General features: G+C 68.5%; 21 protein-coding genes. 12 read left to right on the top strand and 9 right to left on the bottom strand.

The annotated features are described in order from the left end of the window. Positions 1-226: 226 nt before the first annotated feature. The 3 genes from B9Y64_RS11425 to fabR form a co-directional block, all read right to left on the bottom strand. Entirely contained in the window at positions 227-808 is a 582-nt protein-coding gene (locus tag B9Y64_RS11425) for a thioredoxin-like domain-containing protein (protein WP_100440795.1), read from the bottom strand. Beyond that, a complete protein-coding gene (locus B9Y64_RS11430; protein WP_100440796.1) occupies positions 798-2,957 on the bottom strand; it encodes a TonB-dependent receptor plug domain-containing protein in 2,160 nt (719 codons plus the stop codon). The genes B9Y64_RS11425 and B9Y64_RS11430 overlap by 11 nt, the downstream gene beginning before the upstream one ends. A gap of 278 nt (positions 2,958-3,235) precedes the next feature. After that, positions 3,236-3,892 (bottom strand): HTH-type transcriptional repressor FabR, encoded by a 657-nt coding sequence (fabR, locus tag B9Y64_RS11435; protein ID WP_100440797.1) that lies wholly within the window; start codon positions 3,890-3,892, stop codon positions 3,236-3,238. Between the two features lie 92 nt (positions 3,893-3,984). On the opposite strand from fabR, the gene B9Y64_RS11440 reads away from it, so the two are divergent. Then, a complete protein-coding gene (locus B9Y64_RS11440; RefSeq protein ID WP_202909061.1) occupies positions 3,985-5,055 on the top strand; it encodes a ferredoxin reductase in 1,071 nt (356 codons plus the stop codon). Positions 5,056-5,066: 11 nt separating this feature from the next. Next, complete coding sequence (locus tag B9Y64_RS11445) at positions 5,067-6,215, top strand: fatty acid desaturase family protein (protein WP_100440799.1); 1,149 nt, start codon at positions 5,067-5,069, stop codon at positions 6,213-6,215. A gap of 5 nt (positions 6,216-6,220) precedes the next feature. Here B9Y64_RS11445 and B9Y64_RS11450 read toward each other — a convergent pair whose 3' ends face one another. From B9Y64_RS11450 to B9Y64_RS11470, 5 genes are all read right to left on the bottom strand, one after another. Next, positions 6,221-6,556, bottom strand: coding sequence for a tetratricopeptide repeat protein (locus tag B9Y64_RS11450; RefSeq protein ID WP_100440800.1), 336 nt, complete (start codon positions 6,554-6,556; stop codon positions 6,221-6,223). Then, entirely contained in the window at positions 6,553-7,131 is a 579-nt protein-coding gene (locus B9Y64_RS11455; RefSeq protein WP_100440801.1) for a flavin reductase family protein, read from the bottom strand. Before B9Y64_RS11455 ends, B9Y64_RS11450 begins: the two co-directional genes overlap by 4 nt. After that, complete coding sequence (locus B9Y64_RS11460; RefSeq protein WP_100440802.1) at positions 7,128-7,757, bottom strand: superoxide dismutase; 630 nt, start codon at positions 7,755-7,757, stop codon at positions 7,128-7,130. Before B9Y64_RS11460 ends, B9Y64_RS11455 begins: the two co-directional genes overlap by 4 nt. Positions 7,758-7,934: 177 nt before the next feature. Next, on the bottom strand, positions 7,935-9,458 hold the full coding sequence (locus B9Y64_RS11465) for a thioredoxin family protein (protein WP_100440803.1): 1,524 nt from the start codon (positions 9,456-9,458) through the stop codon (positions 7,935-7,937). Positions 9,459-9,564: 106 nt separating this feature from the next. Then, positions 9,565-10,539 (bottom strand): LysR family transcriptional regulator, encoded by a 975-nt coding sequence (locus tag B9Y64_RS11470; protein ID WP_238379886.1) that lies wholly within the window; start codon positions 10,537-10,539, stop codon positions 9,565-9,567. A 38-nt stretch (positions 10,540-10,577) separates the two neighbouring features. Between B9Y64_RS11470 and B9Y64_RS11475 the strand changes: the two genes are divergently transcribed. After that, positions 10,578-11,339: an SDR family NAD(P)-dependent oxidoreductase gene (locus B9Y64_RS11475; RefSeq protein ID WP_100440805.1), complete on the top strand. Its 762-nt coding sequence runs from the start codon at positions 10,578-10,580 to the stop codon at positions 11,337-11,339. A 15-nt stretch (positions 11,340-11,354) separates the two neighbouring features. Here the strand turns inward: B9Y64_RS11475 and B9Y64_RS11480 are convergent, their stop codons facing one another. After that, complete coding sequence (locus B9Y64_RS11480) at positions 11,355-11,807, bottom strand: GNAT family N-acetyltransferase (protein WP_100440806.1); 453 nt, start codon at positions 11,805-11,807, stop codon at positions 11,355-11,357. 66 nt (positions 11,808-11,873) lie between these two features. On the opposite strand from B9Y64_RS11480, the gene B9Y64_RS11485 reads away from it, so the two are divergent. The 9 genes from B9Y64_RS11485 (at position 11,874) to B9Y64_RS11525 (ending at position 22,999) form a co-directional block, all read left to right on the top strand. After that, entirely contained in the window at positions 11,874-12,809 is a 936-nt protein-coding gene (locus B9Y64_RS11485; protein ID WP_100440807.1) for a TIGR03571 family LLM class oxidoreductase, read from the top strand. Positions 12,810-12,973: 164 nt separating this feature from the next. Beyond that, complete coding sequence (locus B9Y64_RS11490) at positions 12,974-13,285, top strand: DUF3817 domain-containing protein (protein ID WP_100440808.1); 312 nt, start codon at positions 12,974-12,976, stop codon at positions 13,283-13,285. A 153-nt stretch (positions 13,286-13,438) separates the two neighbouring features. Beyond that, positions 13,439-14,635: an MFS transporter gene (locus B9Y64_RS11495; RefSeq protein ID WP_100440809.1), complete on the top strand. Its 1,197-nt coding sequence runs from the start codon at positions 13,439-13,441 to the stop codon at positions 14,633-14,635. Next, entirely contained in the window at positions 14,632-15,825 is a 1,194-nt protein-coding gene (locus tag B9Y64_RS11500; protein ID WP_100440810.1) for an isochorismate synthase, read from the top strand. Before B9Y64_RS11495 ends, B9Y64_RS11500 begins: the two co-directional genes overlap by 4 nt. Further along, positions 15,822-17,474 (top strand): (2,3-dihydroxybenzoyl)adenylate synthase, encoded by a 1,653-nt coding sequence (locus tag B9Y64_RS11505; protein ID WP_100440811.1) that lies wholly within the window; start codon positions 15,822-15,824, stop codon positions 17,472-17,474. Before B9Y64_RS11500 ends, B9Y64_RS11505 begins: the two co-directional genes overlap by 4 nt. Beyond that, complete coding sequence (locus B9Y64_RS11510) at positions 17,474-18,106, top strand: isochorismatase family protein (RefSeq protein WP_100440812.1); 633 nt, start codon at positions 17,474-17,476, stop codon at positions 18,104-18,106. Before B9Y64_RS11505 ends, B9Y64_RS11510 begins: the two co-directional genes overlap by 1 nt. Further along, the gene (locus tag B9Y64_RS11515) at positions 18,106-18,363 is read left to right on the top strand and encodes a phosphopantetheine-binding protein (protein WP_100440813.1); all 258 of its coding nucleotides are present in this window, start codon (positions 18,106-18,108) and stop codon (positions 18,361-18,363) included. The genes B9Y64_RS11510 and B9Y64_RS11515 overlap by 1 nt, the downstream gene beginning before the upstream one ends. Then, entirely contained in the window at positions 18,360-22,250 is a 3,891-nt protein-coding gene (locus B9Y64_RS11520) for an enterobactin synthase subunit F (protein WP_100440814.1), read from the top strand. The genes B9Y64_RS11515 and B9Y64_RS11520 overlap by 4 nt, the downstream gene beginning before the upstream one ends. Beyond that, positions 22,241-22,999 carry a 2,3-dihydro-2,3-dihydroxybenzoate dehydrogenase gene (locus B9Y64_RS11525; RefSeq protein WP_100440815.1) on the top strand — a complete coding sequence of 253 codons (759 nt, stop codon included), beginning with the start codon at positions 22,241-22,243 and terminating at the stop codon, positions 22,997-22,999. Before B9Y64_RS11520 ends, B9Y64_RS11525 begins: the two co-directional genes overlap by 10 nt. Positions 23,000-23,120: the final 121 nt, after the last annotated feature.

Below are 23,120 nucleotides of genomic sequence, written 5' to 3' on the forward strand. Positions count from 1 at the left end.
ACCCGCTTCCGGTAGAGCCGAGCCATGCTCGGCTGCTGTTCGCGCAATGCGCGATGAGTCGAGCATGGCTCGACTCTACAAGTGCTTCCATGCATGGCGTGGATATACTGGCGTTCGCGCGAACCCGCTTCCGGTAGAGCCGAGCCATGCTCGGCTGCTGTTCGCGCAATGCGCGATGAGTCGAGCATGGCTCGACTCTACAAGTGCATCCACGCATGGCGTGGATCTACCTGGGGAATCTGCTTTTGTTCGCATGACCCTGCAATCCCGTCGGGCAGCGCGCCTGTTGCTGCGCGCACGCGTGTTTCGTCCACTCCTTCAGCACCGGCTGCAGGCCCTCGTAGCGCCGCCCGTGCCAGCCATTGGCAAGTACCTTGCCGTTGGCATCGATCAGCACCAGGTTCGGCGGTCCCAACCCGGCCAGGGCCTGCAGTGCCGGCATCCGCGCCGCACGACGGGGGTCCAGCACCGGCCACGGCATGTCCTGCGCGTGCATGTAGCGGCGCAGCGCGGCTTCGCTTTCGTCCAGGCTGACGTACACCACTTCGGTATCGGCGCCGGCTTCACGCAGGGCATCGCGCACGCTGCGCAGGGTCGGTACGAAGGCATGGCACGGTGCGCACCAGTCGGCGCCGAAGTACAGCGCGACCAGTTCCGGCGGCGGTGACCATTGCATGGGTCGCAGCGATCGCTGCTCGGGGCGCATCAACGAGGCGGAGACCTGCGCGTGCAGGTCTGTCGCCATCGCCGGTACGGCCAGCAGCAGCGCGCCGGCCAGCAACAGCGTCCGCAGTGCTTCAGAACGCATAACGCAGGTTGACATACCACGAGCGCGCGAAGCGCGGCCCATAGACGTAGTCGCTGTCACGCAGCGCCCCCACCTCCAGGTCTTTCTGGCGCTGGTCGAACACGTTCTTGACGCCCGCAGCCACCGACACTTCCTGCAGTGCCTGTGCACCCAGGTGGCGGTGCCAGCGTGCACCGAGGTCGGTAACCAGGAATGAGCGCGTGCGGTGCAGCTCGCCCAGCCGGTTGTTCAGCACCGACATCGGCCCGGTATGGCGCAGTGCTACGAAGGTTTCCCACGGTTCGGCCGGCATCCAGCTGAGCTGTGCCAGGCCGGTCCAGCGCGGTGTCTTCAGGTAATCGCGGCTTTCGATCACGGTGTCGCCACCGTCGCCGGTGTCGTCGAAGATGCGCTGCGGTTCGCGGAAGCGCGAGCGGTACCACGAGGCACCGGCGGTGAGGCGCCACTGCGGCGAGGGTTGCCAGCCGAGGTTGGTTTCCGCGCCCAGTACGTTGGAACCGGAGGCGTTGTAGCGCAGCTGGCCCAGCTGTCCGTCATCGCCGCGCTGGATCTCGCCCAGCGCGAAGGTGTCGCGGATGCGTGCATACGAGGCGGTGGCATCCCAGCTCCAGACCGGATTGGCCGGGTCCGAGCGCCAGTCGAAGCCGAACAGGGTGGTCAGCGCGCGCTCTTCCTTCAGGCCTTCAGCGTTGCGCACGCGCACCTGTTCGCCGCCGAGGGTATCGACGTGCACGTCCTCAACGAAGATCTCCGGGGCACGGAAGCCGGTGGCGATGCCGGCACGCCATTTCAGCTTCGGGGTGGCCTGCCAGGCCAGCGCGATGCGCGGCGAGAACACGGCATTGTCCAGCTCCGAGCTCTTGTCCACGCGTGCGCCCAGCACCAGGTCGACGTTGTCGCGCAGGCTCCATTCGTCCTGGATGAAGGCGCCGAGGTTGTGGAAGGTCGCATCCTCCAGCACCGCAAGGCGCTGCCCGTCAGCGGTGCGGTTGTCGTCGCGCAGGGCCTCGTGCTTGTACTGCACGCCGAAGGCCAGCGCATGCGCGCCCAACCGCCAGTTCAACTGGCTGTCGATGTAATGCAGCGGGTTGTGGGTGCGGCCGTACTGGCGCCACGAACGCGAGGCTGCGCTGCCGGCCACGTTGGGGTCCAGCTGCGAAGGGTCATAACCGGGTGCGGACGGATCGGTGATCACGTCGCCCAGACCGCCATAGAAGCTGTCGCGGTCGATGTCGGCGAAGGCGTAGGCCAGGCGGAAATCGACGTCGGCGTTGATTTCCTGGTCCCACGACACGCTGCCGCGCCGGTACTTCGTATCCAGCGATTCGGCGATGTTGGCCAGGTACTCGGGCTGGTCCAGGCGGTTGCCGCCGCGGCGGGCTTCATCGGTCACCTGCAGGTCCAGGCGCAGCCGCGTGCCCGGTGTGGGGGCATACCAGGCCTGCAGCCCGCCGACCTTGAGATTCTTGCGGGTGATCTCGGTGTAGCCGTCACCGTTGTAGTCGATGCCGCTGTTCCAGTTGCGCTGGGCAATCACCGACAGGCCGGCGTCTGCCTCCCTGGCCACCAGGTCCAGTCGCAGGTCGGCGTTCTTCTGTGGCGTGCCCTTCAATACATCCACGCCGGCCTGCACATGGCCGCCGCTGCGCGCCGGCAGCGGCGGAATGAGGTTGATCACACCGGCCACCGCGCCCGGGCCGTACAGCGCCGAGCCACCACCCTTGACCACTTCGATGCGGTCGACGAACCCGGCCGGAATCTGTTCCAGGCCGTACACGCTGCCCAGCGTGGACAGCAGCGGAATGCCGTCGAACAACAGCTGGTTGTAGGCACCGGGCAGGCCCAGCAGCTGTACTTCGCTGGTGTTGCAGTTCTGGCAGTTGCTCTCCACGCGCAGGCCGTTGATCAGCTCGGCGGCGCGCGAGAAGTCGGTGGCCGCGCGCAGCGCGATGTCCTCCTTGCGCAGCACTTCGGTGCGGATCGGCACGTCCGACAGCAGGCGTTCGCTGCGGGTGGCGGTGCTGACCTTGACCTGCACACGATCCAGTTCAGTCGGTTTCGGGGTGGCGGCCAGTGCAGGCAGCGGCAGGGCGATGGCAACGGCGGCGGCGAGTGGCAACCGGCGGGGGAGGCGGGAGATGAAGCGCATGAGGGCGTCGTCCTTGGGGGAAGAAAGGCGGCGAGGGCGACCTGGCTGATGCGTATGAAAGCAGTGGCTCATCAATATAGCAAGGGCTATATAACGAAGCCTCAGCAATTCCAGATGGAGCACCTGCCCAGGTGGATCATGCGATTGTTATAACATTACATTAAGGGCCCGCAACCCTGCCGGTGGTCATGTGCGGAGGATGGAATTGCCGTGTGGGGCAGGGAGACGGGGTCAGGGCCCTTTCCTTCGGAAAGGGATCCGACCCCGGGGACCGATCGTCAGCCGCGACGGAATGCGGCGGGAGTGCGGGCGCCGACGATGATCATGCGGATCATCGTGGAGATCTGTTCGATCAGCTCCGGATCCTTCTCCGGCGGCAGGTCCATCGCGGTGGCGCCCATCGCGAACACCAGCCGGGTGATGGCCTTGGCCACCAGTTCGGGCGCATGCAGCACGGCACCGTCCAGTGCGGCCAGGCGCACCAGGTCGTGCTGCAGCTCTTCCTCGAAATAATGGAGTTCGCGCTCGACCGCATGCTTGAAGTCGTCCGAGCCGACCGCGCCTTCGCGCAGCAGCACATGCAGCAGCTTGTCGTCGGCGCGCAGCTGTTCCATGAAGGTCTCCACCGACACCCTGACCACGCTGGTGGCAGTGGAGGTGGCGCGCTGGCGGGCCTCGCCGATGATGGTGCGCAGCGAGCGGCCGGCTGCGTCGATCAGCGCCACGGCCAGTTCGTCCATGTCGCGGAACTGCCGGTAGAAGCTGTTCGGCGCGATGCCGGCCTCTCGTGCCACCTCGCGCAGGCTGAGCGTGGACAGGCTGCGGTGCGGCCCGATCAGTTTCAGGGCGGCGGCCAGCAGATCCTCGCGGCTCACCGTACGGCGGGCCGGGCTGTTGGCATCTTCGGGCGTCGACAAGACGGTGGCGGCGGCCATGGGGGTTCCGGTGGGGCGAGGCTGAATCATACCCAATCCGGTTCAATATACACATGTATACACAGGTGTATGTGCGCCCGTATAGTTCGCCCATGAGCGCTGTCGTCCGTCCGTCCCTGTTCTCTCCTTACCGCTGGGTCTCGCCGTCGCTGTTCGATTTCTGGGCGGGCCAGCTCAATCCCCTGTGGACCCTGCGTGAGCCAGTGGCGCGCCTGGTCCGGCGCGAGCCGGCCGGCGAGGGCGCGGCGACCCTGGTCCTGCGCACCAACCGGCACTGGGCCGGCATGCGCGCCGGCCAGCACGTCACCCTGGGCGTAGAGATTGAAGGACGCCTGTGGCAGCGCAGCTACAGCCCCACCACGCTGGGCCCGCGCGAACTGGCGATCACCGTCAAGGCGGTCGAGGGCGGCCGGGTCAGCCAGCATCTGGTCAACCATGCGCAGCCGGGCGAACTGTTCCGCCTGGAGGCTGCGTTCGGTGATTTCCAGTTGCCGGCGGCGGCGCCGGTGCTGCTGCTGGCCGCCGGCAGTGGCATCACGCCGATGCGCAGCCTCCTGCGCGAGGCCTGCCGGCGCCCGTTGGCCGCGCCCGTGGACCTGTTCTACTGGGAGCGCAGCGCCGCCCAGCTGCAGTTCCGTGACGAGCTGCAGGCACTGGCCGCGAGCCAGCCAAACCTGCGCGTGCACCTGCTGACCACCCGCGAAGGTGATGTGCCCGCGGCCCGCATCGATACCCACGCGCTGCAGGTGGCCGGCGATGACACCCCGTTGGCGCAGCGCCACGTGCTGGCCTGTGGCCCGGATGGATTCGTTGCCGCTGCGCGCGAACGCCTGGTGCACCAGGTTGCCGGTTTCCAGGCGGAAGCGTTCACCCCGCCGGCGCCGCTGCGTGACGCCAGCAGCGAGGGCGAGGTGGTGCTGACGTTGGCGCGCAGTGGCCGCCAGCTGAGCGTGCCGCGCGGCAGCTCGTTGCTGGAAAGCCTCGAAGCCCATGGCATCAAGCCCAAGCATGGCTGCCGCATGGGCATCTGCAACACCTGCAGCTGTGACCGCGTCAGTGGCGCCACCCGCCACCTGCGCACCGGCGACCTGCAGTCCGAATCGGCACAGCCGGTGCGGATCTGCGTGAGCGCACCGACCACCGACCTGACCCTGGATCTCTGAGGACGCCTGCCATGACCCGCGCTACCGACCGTGCCCTGAGTACTGCCGAGATGCATGCCTTCGGTGAGGAACTCGACGCGATCCGCGACCGTGTGATCGGCAGCCTCGGCGCCTCCGATACCCGCTACATCCGCCGCGTGGCCGCCGCCGTGCGCTGGTTCGGCGTGGGGGGGCGTGGCCTGCTGTTCCTGGCGGCGTTCTCGCCGCTGTTCTTGATGCCGCTGCTGTGGCCGGCCGCGATCACCGGCACGCTGCTGCTGGCGCTGTCGAAGATCCTGGAGAACATGGAGCTGGGCCACAACGTGATGCACGGCCAGTTCGACTGGACCGGCGATCCCAAGCTCAATGGCAACACCTACGAGTGGGACATCGTTGCCACCGCCGACAACTGGCGCAAGACCCACAATTTCCGCCACCACACCTACACCAATGTGCGTGGCATGGACGATGACATCGGCTATGGCCTGCTGCGCATCTTCCCGGAGCAGCGCTGGAAGCCGTTCTACCTGCTGCAGCCGATCATCGCGCCGATCTTCGCGCTGCTGTTCCAGTGGGGCGTGGCCGCGCAGGACCTGCGCCTGGGCCGCTGGCTGAAGGGCCGCATGAGTGCCCGTGCGATGTGGCTGCAGACCCGCCCGGTGGCGCGCAAGATGCTGCGCCAGGTGCTGAAGGACTATGTGTTCTTCCCGCTGCTGGCCGGCCCGTTCTTCCTCACCGTGATGCTGGGCAACATGGTGGCCAACGGCCTGCGCAACATCTGGACCTACGTGATCATCTTCTGCGGCCACTTCACCGCCGAATCGGAGACCTTCCCGAAGGAATGCCTGCGCAATGAATCGCGCGGCCATTGGTACCTGCGCCAGCTGCGCGGTTCGTCCAACATCAGCGGCGGCTTCCTGATCAATGTGCTGTCGGGCAATCTCAGCCACCAGATCGAACACCACTTCTACCCGGACCTGCCGGCCAACCGCTACGCGGCCATCGCCAAGGAAGTGAAGGACATCTGCCGCCGCTACGGCCAGCACTACAACAACGGCTCGCTGCCGCGCCAGTTCGGCCAGGTGGTCTGGCGCATCCTGCGCCATGCGTTCCCGAGCAAGCCTCGCCGCCTGCCGATGTCGGACATCATGTCCGCACCGGCATCGGCCAACGCGGGCTGATCGACTCAGCCCGCTTTGGCCAGGGCCGCCTGTTCGCGGTCCAGGCGGCGCAGGAACACCTGCATTTCCCTGCGCGCCTGCTGGTCGCCCTTGCTGCCAGCCACGCTCAACCCGCGCTGCCACGCCTCGCGCGCCGCCTGCGGCTGGCCACCGGCCAGCCAGGCCTTGCCGAGCAGCTTCCAGGCTGCCGAGTACTGCGGATCAAGCACCACGCAGCGGCCCAGATGGGTTGCCGCGCGTACCGGGTTGCCGGCATCCAGCCAGCCCTTGCCCAGGCCGAAGCGCAGCAGCGCGCCGTCCTTGCCGGCGGCGAGCATGCATTCCAGTGCTTCGATGTTCATCCGCGTACCTCCACCAGCAGTTCGGCCGGTCCCGGCTGGAACCGGCCGCGATGGAACAGCAGTGGTGCACCGCCATTCTCGTTGACGTCGATGATGCGACCGGCCAGCAGCAGGTGGTCGCCGACCGGCCACTGCGCGTGGCGGGTACAGGTGAGATGGGCCACCGCACCGGCGATGCGCGGTGGCGCGTCGTCGTTGTCCTCCAGCAGGGCCAGTCCGTCGAAGCGGTCGCGCACCTGCGGATCGGCGAAGCGCCGTGCCAGTGCTTCCTGATCGGCAGCCAGCACGCTGATCGCAAAGCGGGTGGCACGCTGGAAGGTGGACAGGCTCTGTGCGTGCAGCGCCAGGTTCCACAACACCAACGGCGGCTGCAGCGAGACCGGTACGAACGAGTTGATGGTCAGGCCGACCGGCTTGCCCTGTGCATCGCGCGCGCAGACGATGGCCACGCCGGTCGGGAAATGGCCGAGCAGCCGCCGCAGGGCACGCGGCGGCATCTCGACCGACGGCACCGGAGCGGGGGCGGGGAAGACCCCCGCCCACGGCCCGGCGTACGGCAGTGTCTCGCCGCTCATGAGGCCCGGGCCTGGCGGTAGCGCCGGCCGACCTCGGCCCAGTTGATGATGTTGAAGAACGCACCGATGTAGTCCGGGCGGCGGTTCTGGTAGTGCAGGTAGTAGGCGTGTTCCCAGACATCCAGTGCCAGGATCGGGGTATTGCCGGACAGGCCAACCGCCGCGCCCATCAGCGGGCTGTCCTGGTTGGCGCTGCTTTCAACCTCCAGGCGGCCATCGCGATCGCGGGTCAGCCAGGCCCAGCCACTGCCGAAACGGGTCTGCGCGGCCTTGGTGAAGGCGTCCTTGAACGCATCGAAGCCGCCGAGGTCGCGGTCGATCGCCGCCGCCAGGTCGTCATCGGGTGCGCCTCCATCGGCGCTGAGCACCGTCCAGAACAGGCTGTGGTTGGCGTGGCCGCCCCCGTTGTTGCGGACCGCACCCCGTTGCGCCTCGGGAACGGCATCAAGCTGGGCGATCAGCGCCTCGACCGGCTGCGCGGCCAGGCCGGCCTGCTCGATGGCGGCGTTGAGGTTGTTGACGTAGGTCTGGTGGTGCTTGCTGTGATGGATCTCCATCGTGCGCGCATCGAAGTGCGGCTCGAGGGCGTCGTAGGCATAGGGGAGCGGGGGGAGCAGGTACGACATCGAAGCAATCTCCTTGGGGAAGGCCAGCGGGGCTGGCCGTGCGGAGATCGTTATCGCACCTCAACAATGGTTGAGGTCAAGCGGTGCATCGGGCATGGGCGTGTCCAGTAGTGCCAGCCCATGGCTGGCAGCCCAGAGTGCATGAAGCTGCCAGCCATGGGCTGGCACTACCGAGTCTCAACTCAGCCAATCCTTGCAGGCGCCATCCACCTGATCGCCGCACGCCTGCTGCATCCTCTGCTGCAGCCGCGCCAGCGTCTCCGCACCCTGGTGCTTGCCACTCCACGCCTTCAACTGCCCGGCCAGGCGCTCGAAGCGCTGGCGGGTGCGCTGGTGGTAGCCCGAAGGCTGCGCTTGCAGTTCGGCGATCAGCGAGGCGGTGGCCTGTTCGATGCGCGGCGCGTCGTCCGGTGCCAGCTTCAGCAACCCTTCCACGTACAGCACGCCCCACTGCACGCGGGTGGCCGGGCCCTGTGCACCGTCGTAGGCACGCTTCAACCACTCCAGCGCCCCGGCGGTGTCGCCGCGCTGCTCAGCCAGTTCGGCCAGCTCGGGCATGTAGTAGTACGGCTGCTCGCTGCGCTTCAGCTCGGCCAGCAACAGCGCCTCGGCACCCGCGTCGTCACCGACCGCGCGCAATGCGTACACCGCGCTGCTGATCGTCGCCTGGCGTGCATGCGCATCGGTGGCGGCGGCATCGGCAGCGGCCACGCGCTGCTTGACCCGATCGACCAGTGCGGTGGGCAATGCGCCCTTCGGTTGTTGCTGGCGGGCCAGCGACACTTCGGTCAGCGCACGCGACAACGCGTCATCGGCGCGGTCACCACGCTCGGCATCGGCGCGCTCCAGCGCGACCAGCAACTGCTGCCCCAGCGTGTTGCTGGTGGCCGGGCCGGCGCTGGCCTGCTTGACCAGGCTGGCGCCTGCGTAGCCCAGCAGTTCGCGGTTGCGGCGGACTTCGGCAGGTTGCGCCAGTACCGCCTGCAGCAGTTCGCGGACGTCGGTGGGCGAGGTGTCGGGCTTGTCGGCGGTGGCCAGGGCCAGCAGGGCGAAGCGGCGCTGCAGGGCGGCATCCGGTGCCGCCTTGGACAGCTGGCGCAGCACATCCTGGCTCTTGCGCTCGCCGGCCAGGCGGTTGGCGTCCACTTCCCAGCCGTAGTCGCCCAGCACCTGCCAATCCTCGGCGGCCAGCGTGTCCGGCCTGGCCAGTGCGGTCGACAGGGTGGCAGCGATCGCGTTGCGGCGGCCCGCGGCGACGGTCAGGGCCCGGGTCAGTTCGGCGGCGTCGTTGCCACCGGCCACGCGGGTCAGTTCATTGCGCTGTGGGTCCAGCACGATCAGGGTCGGATAGCCGCGCACGCCGAAGCGTTCGCCCCAGGCCTGTGCGCCTTCCTCGTCGCCATCCAGGTAGACCGGCACGAATTTGCGGGTCAGTGCGATGAAAGCCGGGTCCTTGAACAGGCCGGCCTTGAGCTGGTTGCACGGCGGGCACCAGACCGCGCCCCAGTACAGCAGCACCGGTTTGCCGCTGTCGGCAGCCTCGGCGAAGGCATCGTCGACATCGCCCTGGCGCCAGGCGATGGCGGTGGCCGGCGCCGGCTCGGAGGCCTGCACCGCGGCAATGGGCGCCTGCGCCGGGGAACAGGCGCTCAGCGCCGTGGCCAGCAACAACAGGGGAAGGGCAGCGCGCATCGGCAGCATCTCGAAGAGGCAGGGTAAGCGGGCATTGTAGGAAGGCCGGCCGGCTGCGTTGATTCAGTTTGATCATGAGCGCCAGGAGGTACGGCATATGCGTCCTGCAGCGCGCTCAGCGCCGGCGCTGTATCTCCGCCGCGAGCACTTCAGCCAGCCAGGTCATGAAGGCTTCGACACGGCGTGGCAGATGGCGGCGCTGGGCGTAGACCAGATTGACCGGCATCGGTTCGGCCACGCAGTCGGGCAGCACTTCCACCAGGCTGCCAGTGCGCAGCGCTTCGCGCGCACCCAGTTCCGGTACCTGGATGATGCCCAGCCCGGCCAGCGCAGCGGCGCTGTAGCCATCGGCGCTGTTGACGGTCAGCGCGCCGTGCATCGGCCAGCTCTGGTAGCGCTGGCCGTCGAAGTACTCGAAACCGGGCGAGCGTTGGCCGAGAGTGCCGACGTAATGCACCAGGGCGTGGTGGTCCAGGTCGGCCAGGACCTGCGGCACGCCACGCGCAGCCAGGTAACCGGGGCTGGCCACGTTGACGATGCGCATCTGCCCGAGCGGGCGGGCCACCAGGCTGTTGTCGTCCAGATGGCCTACCCGCAGCACGCAGTCGAAGCCTTCGCGCACCACGTCCACGCGGCGGTCGGTGGCGCTCAGTTCCACTTCCAGCCCCGGATGCAGGGCCAGGAATGCCGGCAGCTGCGGGATCACCACGTTGCGGGCCATGCCGCCGGGCATGTCCACCCGCAGGCGCCCGCTCAGTTCGCTGGGCTGGCGCCGGAACAGATTCTGCAGTTCGTCCATGTCGTCCAGCAGATCGTGCGCGCGCTGCTGCAGCTGGGCACCATCGGCGGTGAGGTGGACGCGGCGGGTGGTCCGGTGCAGCAGCTGGGTACCCAGGTCGCTCTCCAGCCGGGCGATGGCCTGCGACACACTGGCCTTGGGCAGGCCCAGGCTGTCGGCTGTACGGGTGAACGAGCCCAGCTCGGTGACGCGCAGGAAGACGCGCAGGGTGTCGAGGCGATCCATCGATTGTTCACCAGATTTGAACAGTAAAATCAGGATCGCGCGATTTATGCGCAGCGGCAATACCAATAGTCTGGGCGCACCTTCTCCTTTCCAGGTGCGTGGCCATGACTTCTTCCTCCCGTGTCGTTCTCATCACCGGCGGCAGCCGCGGCCTGGGCCGCAATGCGGCCCTCGCGCTGGCCGCCGACGGCGCCGATATCGTGATCACCTATCGCGCCCAGGCCGAGGCGGCCGCCGAGGTGGTCCAGCAGGTGCAGGCCCTGGGCCGGCGTGCCCAGGCATTGCCACTGGATGTGGCTGACAGTGCGGCGTTTCCCGAATTTGCCGGCCGGCTGCGCGAAGCCCTGCAGCAATGGGGTACCGATAGGCTGCAGGGCCTGTTGAACAATGCCGGCGAAGGCCTGTACGCACCGATCGCCGACACCACCGAGGCGCAGTTCGACCATGCCGTGGCAGTGCACCTGAAGGGGCCGTACTTCCTGACCCAGGCCCTGCTGCCACTGATCGCCGATGGCGGCCGTATCCTCAATGTGTCCAGCGGGCTGGCGCGCTTCTCGCTGCCGGGCAGTTCGGCCTACGCAATGATGAAGGGCGGCATCGAAGTGTTCACCCGCTACCTGGCCAAGGAGCTGGGTGCGCGTGGCATCAGTGCCAATACGCTGGCACCGGGCGCGATCGAGACCGACTTCGGTGGCGGCCGCGTGCGCGACGATGCGCAGGTCAATGCAATGGTGTCTTCGATCACCGCACTGGGCCGCGCCGGCCGGCCCGATGACATCGGCCCGGTGGTGGTGGCGTTGTTGTCGCCGGCCACCGGCTGGGTCAATGGCCAGCGCGTGGAAGCCTCCGGCGGCATGTTCATCTGATCATCGCCGTCGCGGTCAACGTCGTGGGGTGAAAGTCAGCGGCTGGTAGACCAGTCCGTTGAACTGCCCAACCTCGCCGTCCGGCACGAAGCCGTAGCGCTGGTAGGTGGCTACGGCATTGAGCGAGGCGCGCACGGTCATCTCCGGCGCGCGCAGGTGCGGCAACACGGCCTGGAACAGGGCATGGCCGATGCCCTGGCCCTGGCAGCCGGGATCGACGAACAGCATCGCCAGGTGGCGACCTTCCTTCAGTTCGACCACACCGACGATACGCTCGTCCTGCTCGGCCACCAGGAGGTGGTTGTCGCCCTGCAGGCGCGTGCCGAACGCATCGGCTGCAGCGACACTGGCGAAGGTGGCGATGCCGGCCGTACCGAGCGAAGGCGCGACCGCCGTAGTGAACGCGGCCAGGCACACCGCGCTGATCGCGGGCAGGTCATCGACGTGTGCGGGGCGGATCCTCGGCATGCAGTGTTCTTCCTGTGGTGGGCGGCGCGTCATCGTTGCCGGCGACCTGCACGCTAAGCTGCCGGCATGAGTGATTTCAATCCCGCTTACGCTGCGTTGTTTCCGCAACAGGGCCTGAGCCTGGGCCTGATGACGCCGGTGGCGTCGCATGGGCTGGCCGATCCGCACAAGGCGCGTCGGATTGCGCGGCTGGCCGATGACCTCGGCTTTGCCGCGCTGTGGACGCGCGATGTACCGTTGATGGTGCCGCAGGGACCCGATGCCACCGCCAGTGCACTGGACGATCCGTTCCTGTGGCTGGGCATGCTGGCCGCCGCGACCGGGCGCATCGTGGTCGGCAGCGCGGCCATCGTGCTGCCGTTGCGGCAGCCGCTGCAGGTGGCGAAGTCCGCCTTGAGCCTGGACCGGATCAGCGACGGGCGGTTCGTGCTCGGCCTGGGTTCGGGCGATCGTCCGGAGGAGTTTGACGCGTTCGGCGAGGACCTGGAGGGCAGGGCGGCGACCTTCCGTGAGCGCTGGTCGCTGCTGCGTGCAGCGCTGTCACCGGAGGCCGGCGAGCGGGCCGCCGTGCTGCAGGCGAGCGGTGGTTTCGACGTGCTGCCGGCACCGGCAACGCGCATCCCGATGCTGGTGGTGGGTACCGCACGGCAGAGCCTGCAGTGGATCGCGCGCGAGGCCGAGGGCTGGGCCACCTATCACCGCGAGGAAGCCGCACAGGAGGGACGCATCGGCCTGTGGCAGCAGGCGCTTGCGCAGCGTGGCGGGCAGGCCAAGCCGTTCGTGCAGTCGATGCTGCTGGATCTGCAGGCGGATCCGCAGGCGCCGCCCGAGCCGCTGCCGCTGGGCCTGAAGGTCGGTCGCGATGGCCTGCGTGACTATCTGCTGCGTGTGCATGCGCAGGGCGTGGCGCACGTGATGTTCAACCTGGTCGACAACGGCCGCCCGGTGCACAACGTGCTGCGCGAGATCGGCGAGTACGTCCTGCCGGATGTGCTTGGGTAGGTGTCCACCTTGGTGGACACGCCTTGAACGCCTTGAACGCCTTGAACGCCGTGCTCGCCGGACCCGGTCCGGCGCCAGCCGCCGGTGTCCGCAGCGTTCGCACCTGCGTATCATTCGCATTTGATTTCCCGATGCCGGAGCCCCCTGTGACCCAACGTTCCCCCATGCACCCGAGCGGACGCCTGTTCGCTGCGGTCGCTTTCATCGAGGCCGTGACCTGGGCCGGCCTGCTGATCGGCATGTGGATGAAGTACGGCCCGATGGCCAACGTGGCGCTGGTGAAACTGTTCGGGCCGCTGCACGGCGTGGCGTTCCTGGTCTATGTGGCAGTCACCCTGTTCGCGGCGGTGCGCCTGCGCTGGCCGTGGTGGGCCAGTGCGCTGGCGCTGCTGGCGGCGATCCCGCCGCTGGTGACGCTGCCGCTGGAGTGGTGGTTCAAGCGCCGTGGCCTGCTGGGCCTGCGCGCCGTTCGCTGAAGCCGCTGTTGCATGCCCGTTCAAGAGAATGGGTATCAAATGCAAATACGAGCCGTTATCATTTGAGGATGGCGTCCGGTCCTGAACAGGGCTGGCGCCGGGCGGGGCATCCTGGTGCGCCCGCCGATCCCTCCCTGTTACGGCTGGTGTTTCATGCACGCACGTCCCGTCGTTCCCGGCTTGCCGGCGCTGGTGTTGGCTGCCCTGATCGGCACCATGGCGGTGATGTCCTTCGTCGCCGTGATCGGTCCGGTGGTCCGCATGCTCGGTCTGTCCGAGTGGCATGCCGGATTGTCGGTCACCGCCGCAGGCGTGTTGTGGATGCTGGCCGCGCGCCCCTGGGGCCAGCTCAGCGACCGGATCGGTCGCAAGCGCGTGCTGATGCTGGCGATGAGCGCGTACACCGTGATCTACATCGCGCTGGCGGTGTTCATCGACGTCGCCCTGCAGGCGGTGCCGCCGGTGCTGGTGTCGGTGCTGGTGCTGGTCGGTGCTCGCGGCCTGATCGGCCTGTTCTACGCAGCGGTGCCGCCCACGGCCGCTGCCCTGATCGCCGACAAGGCACCGACCGGCCAGCGCGCCCGCTTCCTGGCGCGTCTCGGCAGCGCCAATGCACTGGGCATGGTGCTGGGGCCCGCCGCGGCCGGCTGGCTGGCCTATACCAATCTCTCGCTGGCGCTGTACGTGGCCGCGTTGCTGCCGTTGCTGGCACTGGCACTGCTGGCCTGGCGCCTGCCCGCCACGCCGCCGGTGGCAGGTGCATCGGCGCAGCGCCGGGCGCCGATGAGCCGTCTCGACGCCCGTCTGCGCCTGCCGCAGCTGGCAGCGTTCATCGCGATGGTTTCGGTGACCATCGCGCAGGTGACCGTCGGCTTCTTCGCGATTGATCGCCTGGGCCTGGATGCCGCCGCTGGCGCGCGCATGGCCGGCATCGCGCTGACCGCGGTCGGCGTCGGCCTGATCCTGGCGCAGGCGCTGGTGATGAAGCTGGATGTACACCCGCGGCGCTGGATCATGCTCGGCGCCCTCATTTCCGGCATCGGCTTTGCCTCGGTGGCAGGCGTGCAGCAGGCCTGGCAGCTGCCTGCGGCCTACGCGCTGGCCGCGTTCGGCATGGGCTTCGTATTCCCTTCGTTCCAGGCGCTGGCCGCCGACGCGGTGGAGGCACACGAACAGGGCGCCGCCGCCGGTACCGTCGCTGCTGCGCAGGGACTGGGCATGGTGGCCGGGCCGATGCTCGGCACGCTGTTGTATCGCGGCGGGCCCAGCCTGCCTTACCTGCTGGTCGGTGCACTGCTGCTGTTGCTGTGCGTGCTGGCCGCAGCGCATCGGATGAAGGAGACCCCATGAACGATTCCCTGATGCCGGGCGCGTGGTCAGAGGCTGCGCCAGCGCCGCTGGACAGCGCCGACGACGCGTCGCTGTTCCTGCTGCAGCATGCCGGCCAGCATGTGCACGCACGCGGCTGCCGCGCCGCGCTGCCAGCCGGTGCGCTGGCGACGTTGGCAGAGCGCGTGGCGACCTTCTTCGCGCAGCAGCGCGGTGGGCCGGGCCTGCTGGTCGGTGCGGTGCCGTTCGAACCGCGTGCCGACGACGCGCTGTACCAGCCCGAGCGCCTGCTGCCGGCCCTGCCGTTGCAGCCACAGGCCGCGCCGGCGCTGGATGGCGCCCTGCAGGCCGAGCCTGCGCCGCGGGCCTACGCGGCATCGGTGGCTGCTGCGGTGCAGGCACTGCGCGCGCCCGAACTGAACCTTCAGAAGGTGGTGCTGGCGCGCAGCCTGCTGGCACGCACGCGGCAATCACTTTCCCCGGAGGTGCTGCTGGCGCGCCTGGGTGCTGATCCATCGGTGGCCACCTATGCGGTGCCGCTGCCTGTCGAGCTGGGCCAGGCGCCGGCCTGGCTGGTGGGGGCGACGCCGGAACTGCTGCTGCGCAAGCGCGGCGCCGGGCTGTTGTCGCATCCACTGGCGGGCTCCGCGCGGCGCAGTGCCGATGCCGCCGAGGACGAGCATGCCGCGCAGGCGCTGCTGGCCTCGAACAAGGACCACGACGAACACCGCCATGTGGTCGAGGCCATCGTCGACGGCCTGGCGCCGTACTGCAGCCACGTCGACGCACAGCCGCGCCCGGTGCTGCATGCCACCGCCAGCATGTGGCATCTGGGCACCCGCATCCATGCCACGCTGAAGGATCCGCAGACTTCTGCCGCCGAGCTGCTGGCGCAGCTGCACCCCACGCCGGCCGTATGCGGAACACCGATGCTGGCGGCATTGCAGCGTATCCGCGAGCTGGAACCGGTGCCGCGTGGCTTCTATGCCGGCGCCGTGGGTTGGCTGGACGCGCAGGGCGACGGCGACTGGTACGTGGCGATCCGCTGCGCGCGCCTGCAGGGCACGCAGCTGCGCCTGTACGCCGGCGCCGGCATCGTCGCCGAGTCGCAGCCCGAGGCCGAGGTGGCCGAAACCGCAGCGAAGTTCGCTGCCCTGTTGAACGCGCTGGGTGTCCATGAATCCGCGCCCGCCATCGAGCCTGCAGCATGAATACCTCCGCTGATTCCTCACGCCTGCCACTGCAGCAGGTGTGGCCCGATGAGTGGGTGGCGCGCTATCGCCAGGCCGGTCACTGGCGCGGTGAGACCTTCCCGGCGTTCCTGCGCGAGCGGGCGGAACGTTTCGCCGATGACATCGCCGTGGTCGCCGGTGACGTGCGCCTGAGTTATGCGCAGCTGTGGCACGAGGCCGGGCGGATCGGTGCCGGCCTGCTGGCGCTCGGCCTGCAGCCGGGGGAGCGGGTGCTGGTGCAGCTGGGCAACACGGCAGGCTTCATCAGCACGGTCTGCGGACTGTTCCGCGCCGGGTTGGTGCCGGTGTACGCGTTGCCCGCGCACCGCATCACCGAGCTGGTGCATTTCGCCAACAAGGCCGAAGCCAGTGCCTACGTCACCACCGGGCTGCACGATGGTTTCGACCATCGCGGGCTGGCGCGGGCGCTGCAGGCCGAGGTGCCGGCAGTACGCCATGTGGTCATCGATGGCGATGCCGGGGAGTTCATCGCGCTGGAGGCGCTGCAGGGCGACCGCAGCCAGCTGCCGCCCGATCCGGACCCGCAGTCGGTGGCGTTCCTGCAGATTTCCGGAGGCAGTACCGGGCTGTCCAAGCTGATTCCGCGTACCCACGACGACTACATCTACTCGTTCCGCGCCAGCAATGACATCTGCGGCATCGACCGCGACAGCGTCTATCTGGTCGCGCTGCCGGCCGCGCATAATTTCCCGATGAGCTCGCCGGGCTTCTTCGGCGCGCTGTACGCCGGTGCCCGCGTGGTGCTCAGCCCCGGCCCCGGCCCGGACGCGGCATTCCCGCTGATCGCCCGCGAACGGGTGACCTGCTGCGGCCTGGTGCCGCCGCTGGCATTGCTGTGGGCGCAGGCCGCCGCCACGAGCAGGCATGACCTGTCCAGCCTGCAGGTGCTGCAGGTGGGCGGGGCCAAGCTGGTACCGGAAGCGGCACGGCGGGTGATCGACGGCCTTGGCTGCACGTTGCAGCAGGTGTTCGGCATGGCCGAAGGCCTGGTCAACTACACACGGTTGGATGACGCCGAAGCGCTGATCGTGGCCTGCCAGGGCCGGCCGATCAGCCCGGATGACGAGGTGCGCGTGGTCGATGACCACGATCGGCCGGTGGCCGAAGGCGAGGTGGGGCATCTGCTGACCCGTGGCCCGTACACCATCCGTGGCTACCACAACGATGCGGTGGCCAACGCGCGTTCGTTCACCGACGACGGCTTCTATCGCACCGGCGACCGTGTGCAGCAGCTGCCCGGAGGCTACCTGGTGGTGCAGGGCCGCGCCGGTGACCACATCAACCGTGCCGGCGAGAAGATCTCCGCCGAAGAGATCGAAGACCATCTGCTGGCGCATCCCGGCGTGTTTGATGCTGCCGTGGTCTCCATTCCCGACGAGTACCTGGGTGAGCGCAGCTGCGCGTTCGTGATCGCGCAGGGCGAACCGTTCAAGGCACCGGCACTGAAGTCCTGGATGCGCGGGCGCGGACTGGCCGCGTTCAAGGTGCCCGACCAGGTCGTATTCGTCGATAGTTTCAATACCACGGCGGTCGGCAAGATCAGCCGCCGCGAACTGCGCGCACAGTTGCGTGCGCGTCATCTGCAACAGACAGGAGGAACGCGCTGATGGCGCTGCCCCGTATCACCGATTACCCCTTGCCGACCGCCGCCGAGCTGCCGCAGGCCCGCGGCCCGTGGCGCCCGCAGCGCGATCGCATCGCGCTGCTGGTGCACGACATGCAGCGCTACTTCCTGGCTGCCTTCGACGCCGGCAGCTCACCGTTGCGGCCTGCGGTGGACAACATCGTGCGCCTGCTGGCGCACTGCCGCGCGCAGGGCATTCCGGTGTTCTACACCGCCCAGCACGGTGACCAGGACCGCCGCGACCGTGGCCTGCAGGCCGACCTGTGGGGTCCGGGCATGCGCCGCAGCGCCGACCATGAACCGATCATCGAGGCGCTGGCACCGCAGCCGGGCGAGCATGTGCTGGTGAAGCACCGCTACAGCGCGTTCCAGCGCAGCAACCTGGAGACGCTGATGCGGGTGCGTGGACGCGACCAGCTGCTGGTGACGGGGGTGTACGCGCACATCGGCTGCACCGCGACCCTGGTGGAGGCCTTCCAGCGTGACATCGAGGCCTTCATTGCCGCCGATGCGGTGGCCGACTTCTCGCGCGCCGACCACGATCAGGCGCTGCACTGGATCGCGCGCACCAGCGGCGTGCCGATGACCACCGACCAGCTGCTGGAGGTGCTGTGATGGCTGCCACGGGTGAGATGCTGGATCTGGAGCGGATGCGTGCCGACGTGGCGCGCGTTCTTGAGTGCACGCCGGCCGAGATCGGCGATGATGACAACCTGATCGACCTGGACCTGGACTCGATGCGCATGCTCGGCCTGGTCCTGGCCTGGGGCAATACCGGCCTGCCGCTGGAGTTCTCGCAGCTGGCCGAGCACACCACGTTGCGCCAGTGGTGGGGCGTGGTGCAGAAGCTGCAGTCCGCGCAGGACGCATGAACACCGTCGCGCTGGCCACGCCGGTGGCGTTGACCGAGGCCCAGGCTGGACTGTGGTTCGCACAGCGGCTGGCACCGGACAATCCGTCCTTCAATACCGCGCATGCGGTGTGGATCGACGGTGCGCTGGATGTGGCCGCGTTCACCGCAGCGGCAGACCAGGCTGCGGGCGAGGCGCAGGCCTTTGCGCTGCGCTTTGCCGAGGGTGCCGATGGCCAGCCGCTGCAGTGGCTTGATCCGGCACACGTGCCGCTGCTTTCGGTGCGTGATGTGTCCGCCGCCGCCGATCCCGCCGCTGCGGCTCGCAGCCTGATGCACGCCGACCGGCTGAGCCCGGTCGATCCCACCCGCGACCGGATCAGCCAGCAGGTACTGATTGGCCTGGGCGGTCAGCGCTGGGCCTGGTACCTGCGCGTGCATCATCTGGCCGCCGATGGTTACGGCATGGCGCTGTTCACTGATCGCGTGTGCGCGTTGTACGCCGGTCGTACGGGTGAGCCCCTGCCGGGGCTGGCAGGTGTGTTGGTGGATGATGCCGCCTATCGTGCCGACCCGCGCCGGGCGCAGGACGGGCAGTGGTGGCGTGAGCACATGCAGGGCGCACCGGCGGGCGTGGGCCTGGCCGGTACGCTTGCTGCCAGTGACGACGCGCTGCGCTGCGTGCAGTCGCTCGATGCCACATTCCGTGAGCAGCTGCTGCAGGCGTCGGGACGCTGGCTCCAGCCCTGGCCGGATGTGCTGGCCGCGCTGGCGGCCGAGTACCTGCGCCGGATGAGCGCTGCCGATGAAGTGGTGCTGGGCGTGCCTTACATGGGCCGGCTCGGCAACGTGTCGGCGCGGGTGCCGGCGATGGTGATGAATGTGTTGCCGCTGCGCGTGGCGGCAGGCGAGGGCAGCGTCGAGGCATTCACCCGCGGGCTGGGCCGGCAGCTCAGCCAGGGGCGCCGGCATGGCCGCTACCGCGGTGAGCAGCTGCGCCGTGATCTCGGCCTGGTCGGTACGCAGCAGCGCCTGCATGGTCCGCTGGTGAATGTGCAGCCGTTCTACAAGCCGCTGGAGCTGCCTGGCGTGCAGGCGGCGCTGGAAGTGCTGTGCACCGGGCCGGTTGATGACCTGGCGTTGGGTTTCCGTGGCGATGGCCAGCGCCTGCTGGATCTGGAGATCGAGGCCAATCCGGCACTGTACAGTCGCGAGGATGTCGAGGCGCACGCGGCGCGGCTGCTGCATTTCGTGTCGGCGGCGTTGCAGGCTGACGATATCGCGGCGGTGCCCCTGGCAACGGCCGGGGAGGCGCAGCAGGTCCTGTCCGGCTTCAATGCCACCGCGCACGCGCTGCCGGAGACCACCCTGGTTGAGCTGCTGCAACAGGGCATGGACCGCGATCCGCACGCGCCCGCGCTGGTATCTGGCAACACCGGACTCGACTACGCCACGCTGGAGGCGCGCAGCTTCGCGCTGGCCGCACAACTGCGTGGCATGGGCGTCGGCCCGGGCAGCGTGGTGGCGGTGGCATTGCCGCGCTCGCTGGAGCTGGTGGTCGCGCTGGTGGCGGTGCTGCGCGCGGGCGCGGCCTACCTGCCCCTGGACCTTGCCCATCCTGACGAGCGGCTGGCCCGTATCCTTGCTTCGGCGCAACCGGTGTGCGTACTGGCTGCGGCGGGCGCATCGACGCGCATGGCCGGGGTACCGGTGCTCGCACCGGAACAGTGGACCGCGCTGAGCTTCGCAGCACCGTGGGCCGATCCGGCGCCCAGCGATGCGGCCTATGTGATCTATACCTCTGGTTCTACCGGAGAGCCCAAGGGCGTGGTCATCGAGCATCGCGCCATCGTCAACCGCCTGCTGTGGATGCGCGAGCACTATGGCGTGCGCGCCGATGACCGCGTGCTGCAGAAGACGCCAGCCACCTTCGATGTCTCGGTCTGGGAGTTCTTCCTGCCGCTGCTGTGCGGGGCCACGCTGGTGGTGGCCGGGCCCGATGTGCACCGCGATCCCACCGAACTGGCGCGCCTGATCCGCGAGCATGGCATCACCACGGCGCATTTCGTGCCATCGATGCTCGATGCCTTCCTCGCTGCGCCGGCCTCGGCTGGGCTGCAGCTGCGCCGGGTGTTCACCAGTGGCGAGGCGCTGGATGCTTCGTTGCGCGACCGCTTCCACGCGCGCGTGCACGCCGAGCTGCACAACCTGTATGGCCCGACCGAAGCTGCAGTGGACGTCAGCTTCTGGCCAGCCTCGGCGCAGGATCGATCGCGGCCGGTGCCGATCGGGTTCCCGGTGTGGAATACCCGCTTGTATGTGCTGGACGCGCGGATGCAGCCGGTGCCGGTCGGCGTGGCCGGCGACCTGTACCTGGGCGGCGTGCAGCTGGCACGCGGCTATCTCGGTCGCGATGATCTGACCGCCGAGCGTTTCCTGGTTGATCCCTTCCTGCCAGGCGAGCGCATCTACCGCACCGGTGATGTGGCGCGCTGGCGCAGCGATGGTGCGGTGGAGTACCTGGGCCGCAGCGACCATCAGGTGAAGCTGCGCGGCCTGCGCATCGAGCTGGGTGAGATTGAAACGGCACTGCGCGAACTGCCTGGCATGGAGCGCGTGGAAGTGCTGCTGCGCCAGGATGCTCCCGGCGAAGCGCGCCTGGTGGCGTACGTGCCAACGGCGCTTGCCGATGCCGTGATGCTGCGCAGCCATCTGGCCACGCGTGTGCCGGACTACATGGTGCCTTCGGCGTTTGTCGGTGTGGATCACTGGCCGGTGACCGCCAACGGCAAGCTCGACCGCAACGCGTTGCCGAAACCGTCGCAGCACACGGTTGCCGGATTGGCGCCGCGCACACCGCTGGAACAGGAACTGGCGTTGCTGTTCGCCCAGGCACTTGGGCGCGAAGTGCCGGTGGCGGTGGATGCGGATTTCTTCAGCCTCGGTGGCGATTCGCTGTCGGCGGTGCACCTGCTGCTGGCGATCGAGCAGCGCTGGCGCTGCGATCTGGGCCTGGGGGCGTTGTTTGCCCAGCCAACCGTGGCCGCGCTTGCGCTGCGGATTGCCGAGCCGCCCGCGCTGGCCGATCACGCGTTGGGCCCGATGATTGCGCTGGCTGCGACCGATGCCGCCGAGCCTACGCCCTTGTTCGCGTTGCACCCGGCTGGCGGCATCGCCTGGAACTACCGCACCCTGGCCCGGGCACTGCAGCCGGCACGCCCGGTGTATGGCCTGCAGTCGCCCGCACTGGACGCACGGCAGCCGATGCCGAGCAGCATCGAGGCGATGGCCAACGACTACGTACAGCGCGTGGTCGCATTGCAGCCGAAGGGGCCGGTGCATCTGCTGGGCTGGTCGGTGGGTGGCATCCTGGCCCAGGCAATGGCGGTGCGCCTGCACGAGATCGGGCGCGAGGTCGGCGAGCTGGTGCTGCTGGACGCCTATCCCAGCGAGTGCTGGCGGGCTGAGCCGGAACCCGACCCCATCGCCGCATTGCGTGCGCTGCTGGCGATTGCCGGCCATGACCCGGATGCGCATCCGGAACTGGACAGCAGAGAGCGCATTCTGGCGTTCCTGCGCCGTGGCGGCAGTGCATTGGGCAGCCTGCCGGATGTCGTGCTGGATGGCGTGGTGCGCGCGGTGACGGGCACCAACCGGCTGATTCGCGAACATACTCACCAACCGTTTGATGGCACGCTGGTGCATGTGCGCGCGGGTCGCGACCACCAGGCGCGGCCGCAGCTGCAGTCGGCGTTGTGGCGAGCGCATGCGCGGAAGGTGCAGGCGCTGGAACTGCCGTTCATGCACGCGGAACTGACCGGACGCGATGCGGTGGCGCAGCTGGCGCCATGGTTGTCGACGCGGCTGCGCAAATGGGATGAGCAACAGGAGATCGCAACATGCAGTTGACCGGTTTCGAGGGCCGCGTGGCGTTGGTCACGGGCGCATCCGGCGGCATCGGCGAGGCGCTGGTACGGCTGTTGGCCGAGGCCGGCTGCACGGTGGTGGCGACCGATCGTGAGGTGCCCGCCGTGGCGGATACACGGGTGCAGGCCTTTGCGCTCGATGTGACCGACAGCACGGCCGTGGACGCGCTGGTGGATCAGGTGGAATCCCGCATCGGGCCGATCACGCTGGCCGCCAGCGTGGCCGGCGTACTGCATGTGGGGAATGTCACCGAGACCCGTGATGACGACTGGCGCCGGGTGTTCGCGGTCAATGCCGATGGCGTGTTCCACGTGGGGCGCGCATTGGCGCGGGTGATGTCACCGCGCCGGCAGGGTTCCATGGTCACTGTCAGTTCGAATGCCGCAGGCGTTCCACGGCATGGCATGGCGGCCTATGCCGCATCCAAGGCAGCCGCAACGATGTTCACCCGCTGCCTCGGGCTGGAGCTGGCGCCGTTGGGTATCCGCTGCAACATCGTCGCCCCGGGCTCGACGCTGACCGCGATGCAGACCGGCATGTGGCAGGACGAACGCGGTGCCGAGCGGGTGATCGCCGGCAACCTGGAGACCTACAAGGCGGGCATACCGCTGCGCAAGCTGGCGACCCCGGAGGACATCGCGCACTCGGTGATGTTCCTGCTCTCGGAACAGGCGGGCCATGTGGCGATGAGTGACCTGTACGTGGACGGCGGCGCCACCCTGCGTGGGTGAGCTTTTGTAGAGCCGAGCCCATGCTCGGCTGTTCCTTCAGAGATACGGATGCCTGAAGGAAAAGCAGCCGAGCATGGGCTCGGCTCTACAACAAACAGCGGGTTGATCCGGTAGCGGCGGG

The sequence above is a fragment of the Stenotrophomonas maltophilia genome (assembly GCF_002799245.1).
GTDB classification, from domain to species: domain Bacteria; phylum Pseudomonadota; class Gammaproteobacteria; order Xanthomonadales; family Xanthomonadaceae; genus Stenotrophomonas; species Stenotrophomonas maltophilia_S.

Bases quoted from the DNA above. Each gene is read 5' to 3' on its own strand.
- B9Y64_RS11450 (WP_100440800.1), bottom strand. From the start codon at position 6,556: ATGAACATCGAAGCACTGGAATGCATGCTCGCCGCCGGCAAGGACGGC.
- B9Y64_RS11515 (WP_100440813.1), top strand. From the start codon at position 18,106: ATGGCTGCCACGGGTGAGATGCTGGATCTGGAGCGGATGCGTGCCGAC.
- B9Y64_RS11490 (WP_100440808.1), top strand. From the start codon at position 12,974: ATGCACCCGAGCGGACGCCTGTTCGCTGCGGTCGCTTTCATCGAGGCC.
- B9Y64_RS11460 (WP_100440802.1), bottom strand. From the start codon at position 7,757: ATGTCGTACCTGCTCCCCCCGCTCCCCTATGCCTACGACGCCCTCGAG.
- B9Y64_RS11505 (WP_100440811.1), top strand. From the start codon at position 15,822: ATGAATACCTCCGCTGATTCCTCACGCCTGCCACTGCAGCAGGTGTGG.
- B9Y64_RS11440 (WP_202909061.1), top strand. From the start codon at position 3,985: ATGAGCGCTGTCGTCCGTCCGTCCCTGTTCTCTCCTTACCGCTGGGTC.
- B9Y64_RS11495 (WP_100440809.1), top strand. From the start codon at position 13,439: ATGCACGCACGTCCCGTCGTTCCCGGCTTGCCGGCGCTGGTGTTGGCT.
- fabR (WP_100440797.1), bottom strand. From the start codon at position 3,892: ATGGCCGCCGCCACCGTCTTGTCGACGCCCGAAGATGCCAACAGCCCG.
- B9Y64_RS11510 (WP_100440812.1), top strand. From the start codon at position 17,474: ATGGCGCTGCCCCGTATCACCGATTACCCCTTGCCGACCGCCGCCGAG.
- B9Y64_RS11430 (WP_100440796.1), bottom strand. From the start codon at position 2,957: ATGCGCTTCATCTCCCGCCTCCCCCGCCGGTTGCCACTCGCCGCCGCC.
- B9Y64_RS11475 (WP_100440805.1), top strand. From the start codon at position 10,578: ATGACTTCTTCCTCCCGTGTCGTTCTCATCACCGGCGGCAGCCGCGGC.
- B9Y64_RS11500 (WP_100440810.1), top strand. From the start codon at position 14,632: ATGAACGATTCCCTGATGCCGGGCGCGTGGTCAGAGGCTGCGCCAGCG.
- B9Y64_RS11425 (WP_100440795.1), bottom strand. From the start codon at position 808: ATGCGTTCTGAAGCACTGCGGACGCTGTTGCTGGCCGGCGCGCTGCTG.
- B9Y64_RS11455 (WP_100440801.1), bottom strand. From the start codon at position 7,131: ATGAGCGGCGAGACACTGCCGTACGCCGGGCCGTGGGCGGGGGTCTTC.
- B9Y64_RS11445 (WP_100440799.1), top strand. From the start codon at position 5,067: ATGACCCGCGCTACCGACCGTGCCCTGAGTACTGCCGAGATGCATGCC.
- B9Y64_RS11480 (WP_100440806.1), bottom strand. From the start codon at position 11,807: ATGCCGAGGATCCGCCCCGCACACGTCGATGACCTGCCCGCGATCAGC.
- B9Y64_RS11465 (WP_100440803.1), bottom strand. From the start codon at position 9,458: ATGCTGCCGATGCGCGCTGCCCTTCCCCTGTTGTTGCTGGCCACGGCG.
- B9Y64_RS11525 (WP_100440815.1), top strand. From the start codon at position 22,241: ATGCAGTTGACCGGTTTCGAGGGCCGCGTGGCGTTGGTCACGGGCGCA.
- B9Y64_RS11520 (WP_100440814.1), top strand. From the start codon at position 18,360: ATGAACACCGTCGCGCTGGCCACGCCGGTGGCGTTGACCGAGGCCCAG.
- B9Y64_RS11485 (WP_100440807.1), top strand. From the start codon at position 11,874: ATGAGTGATTTCAATCCCGCTTACGCTGCGTTGTTTCCGCAACAGGGC.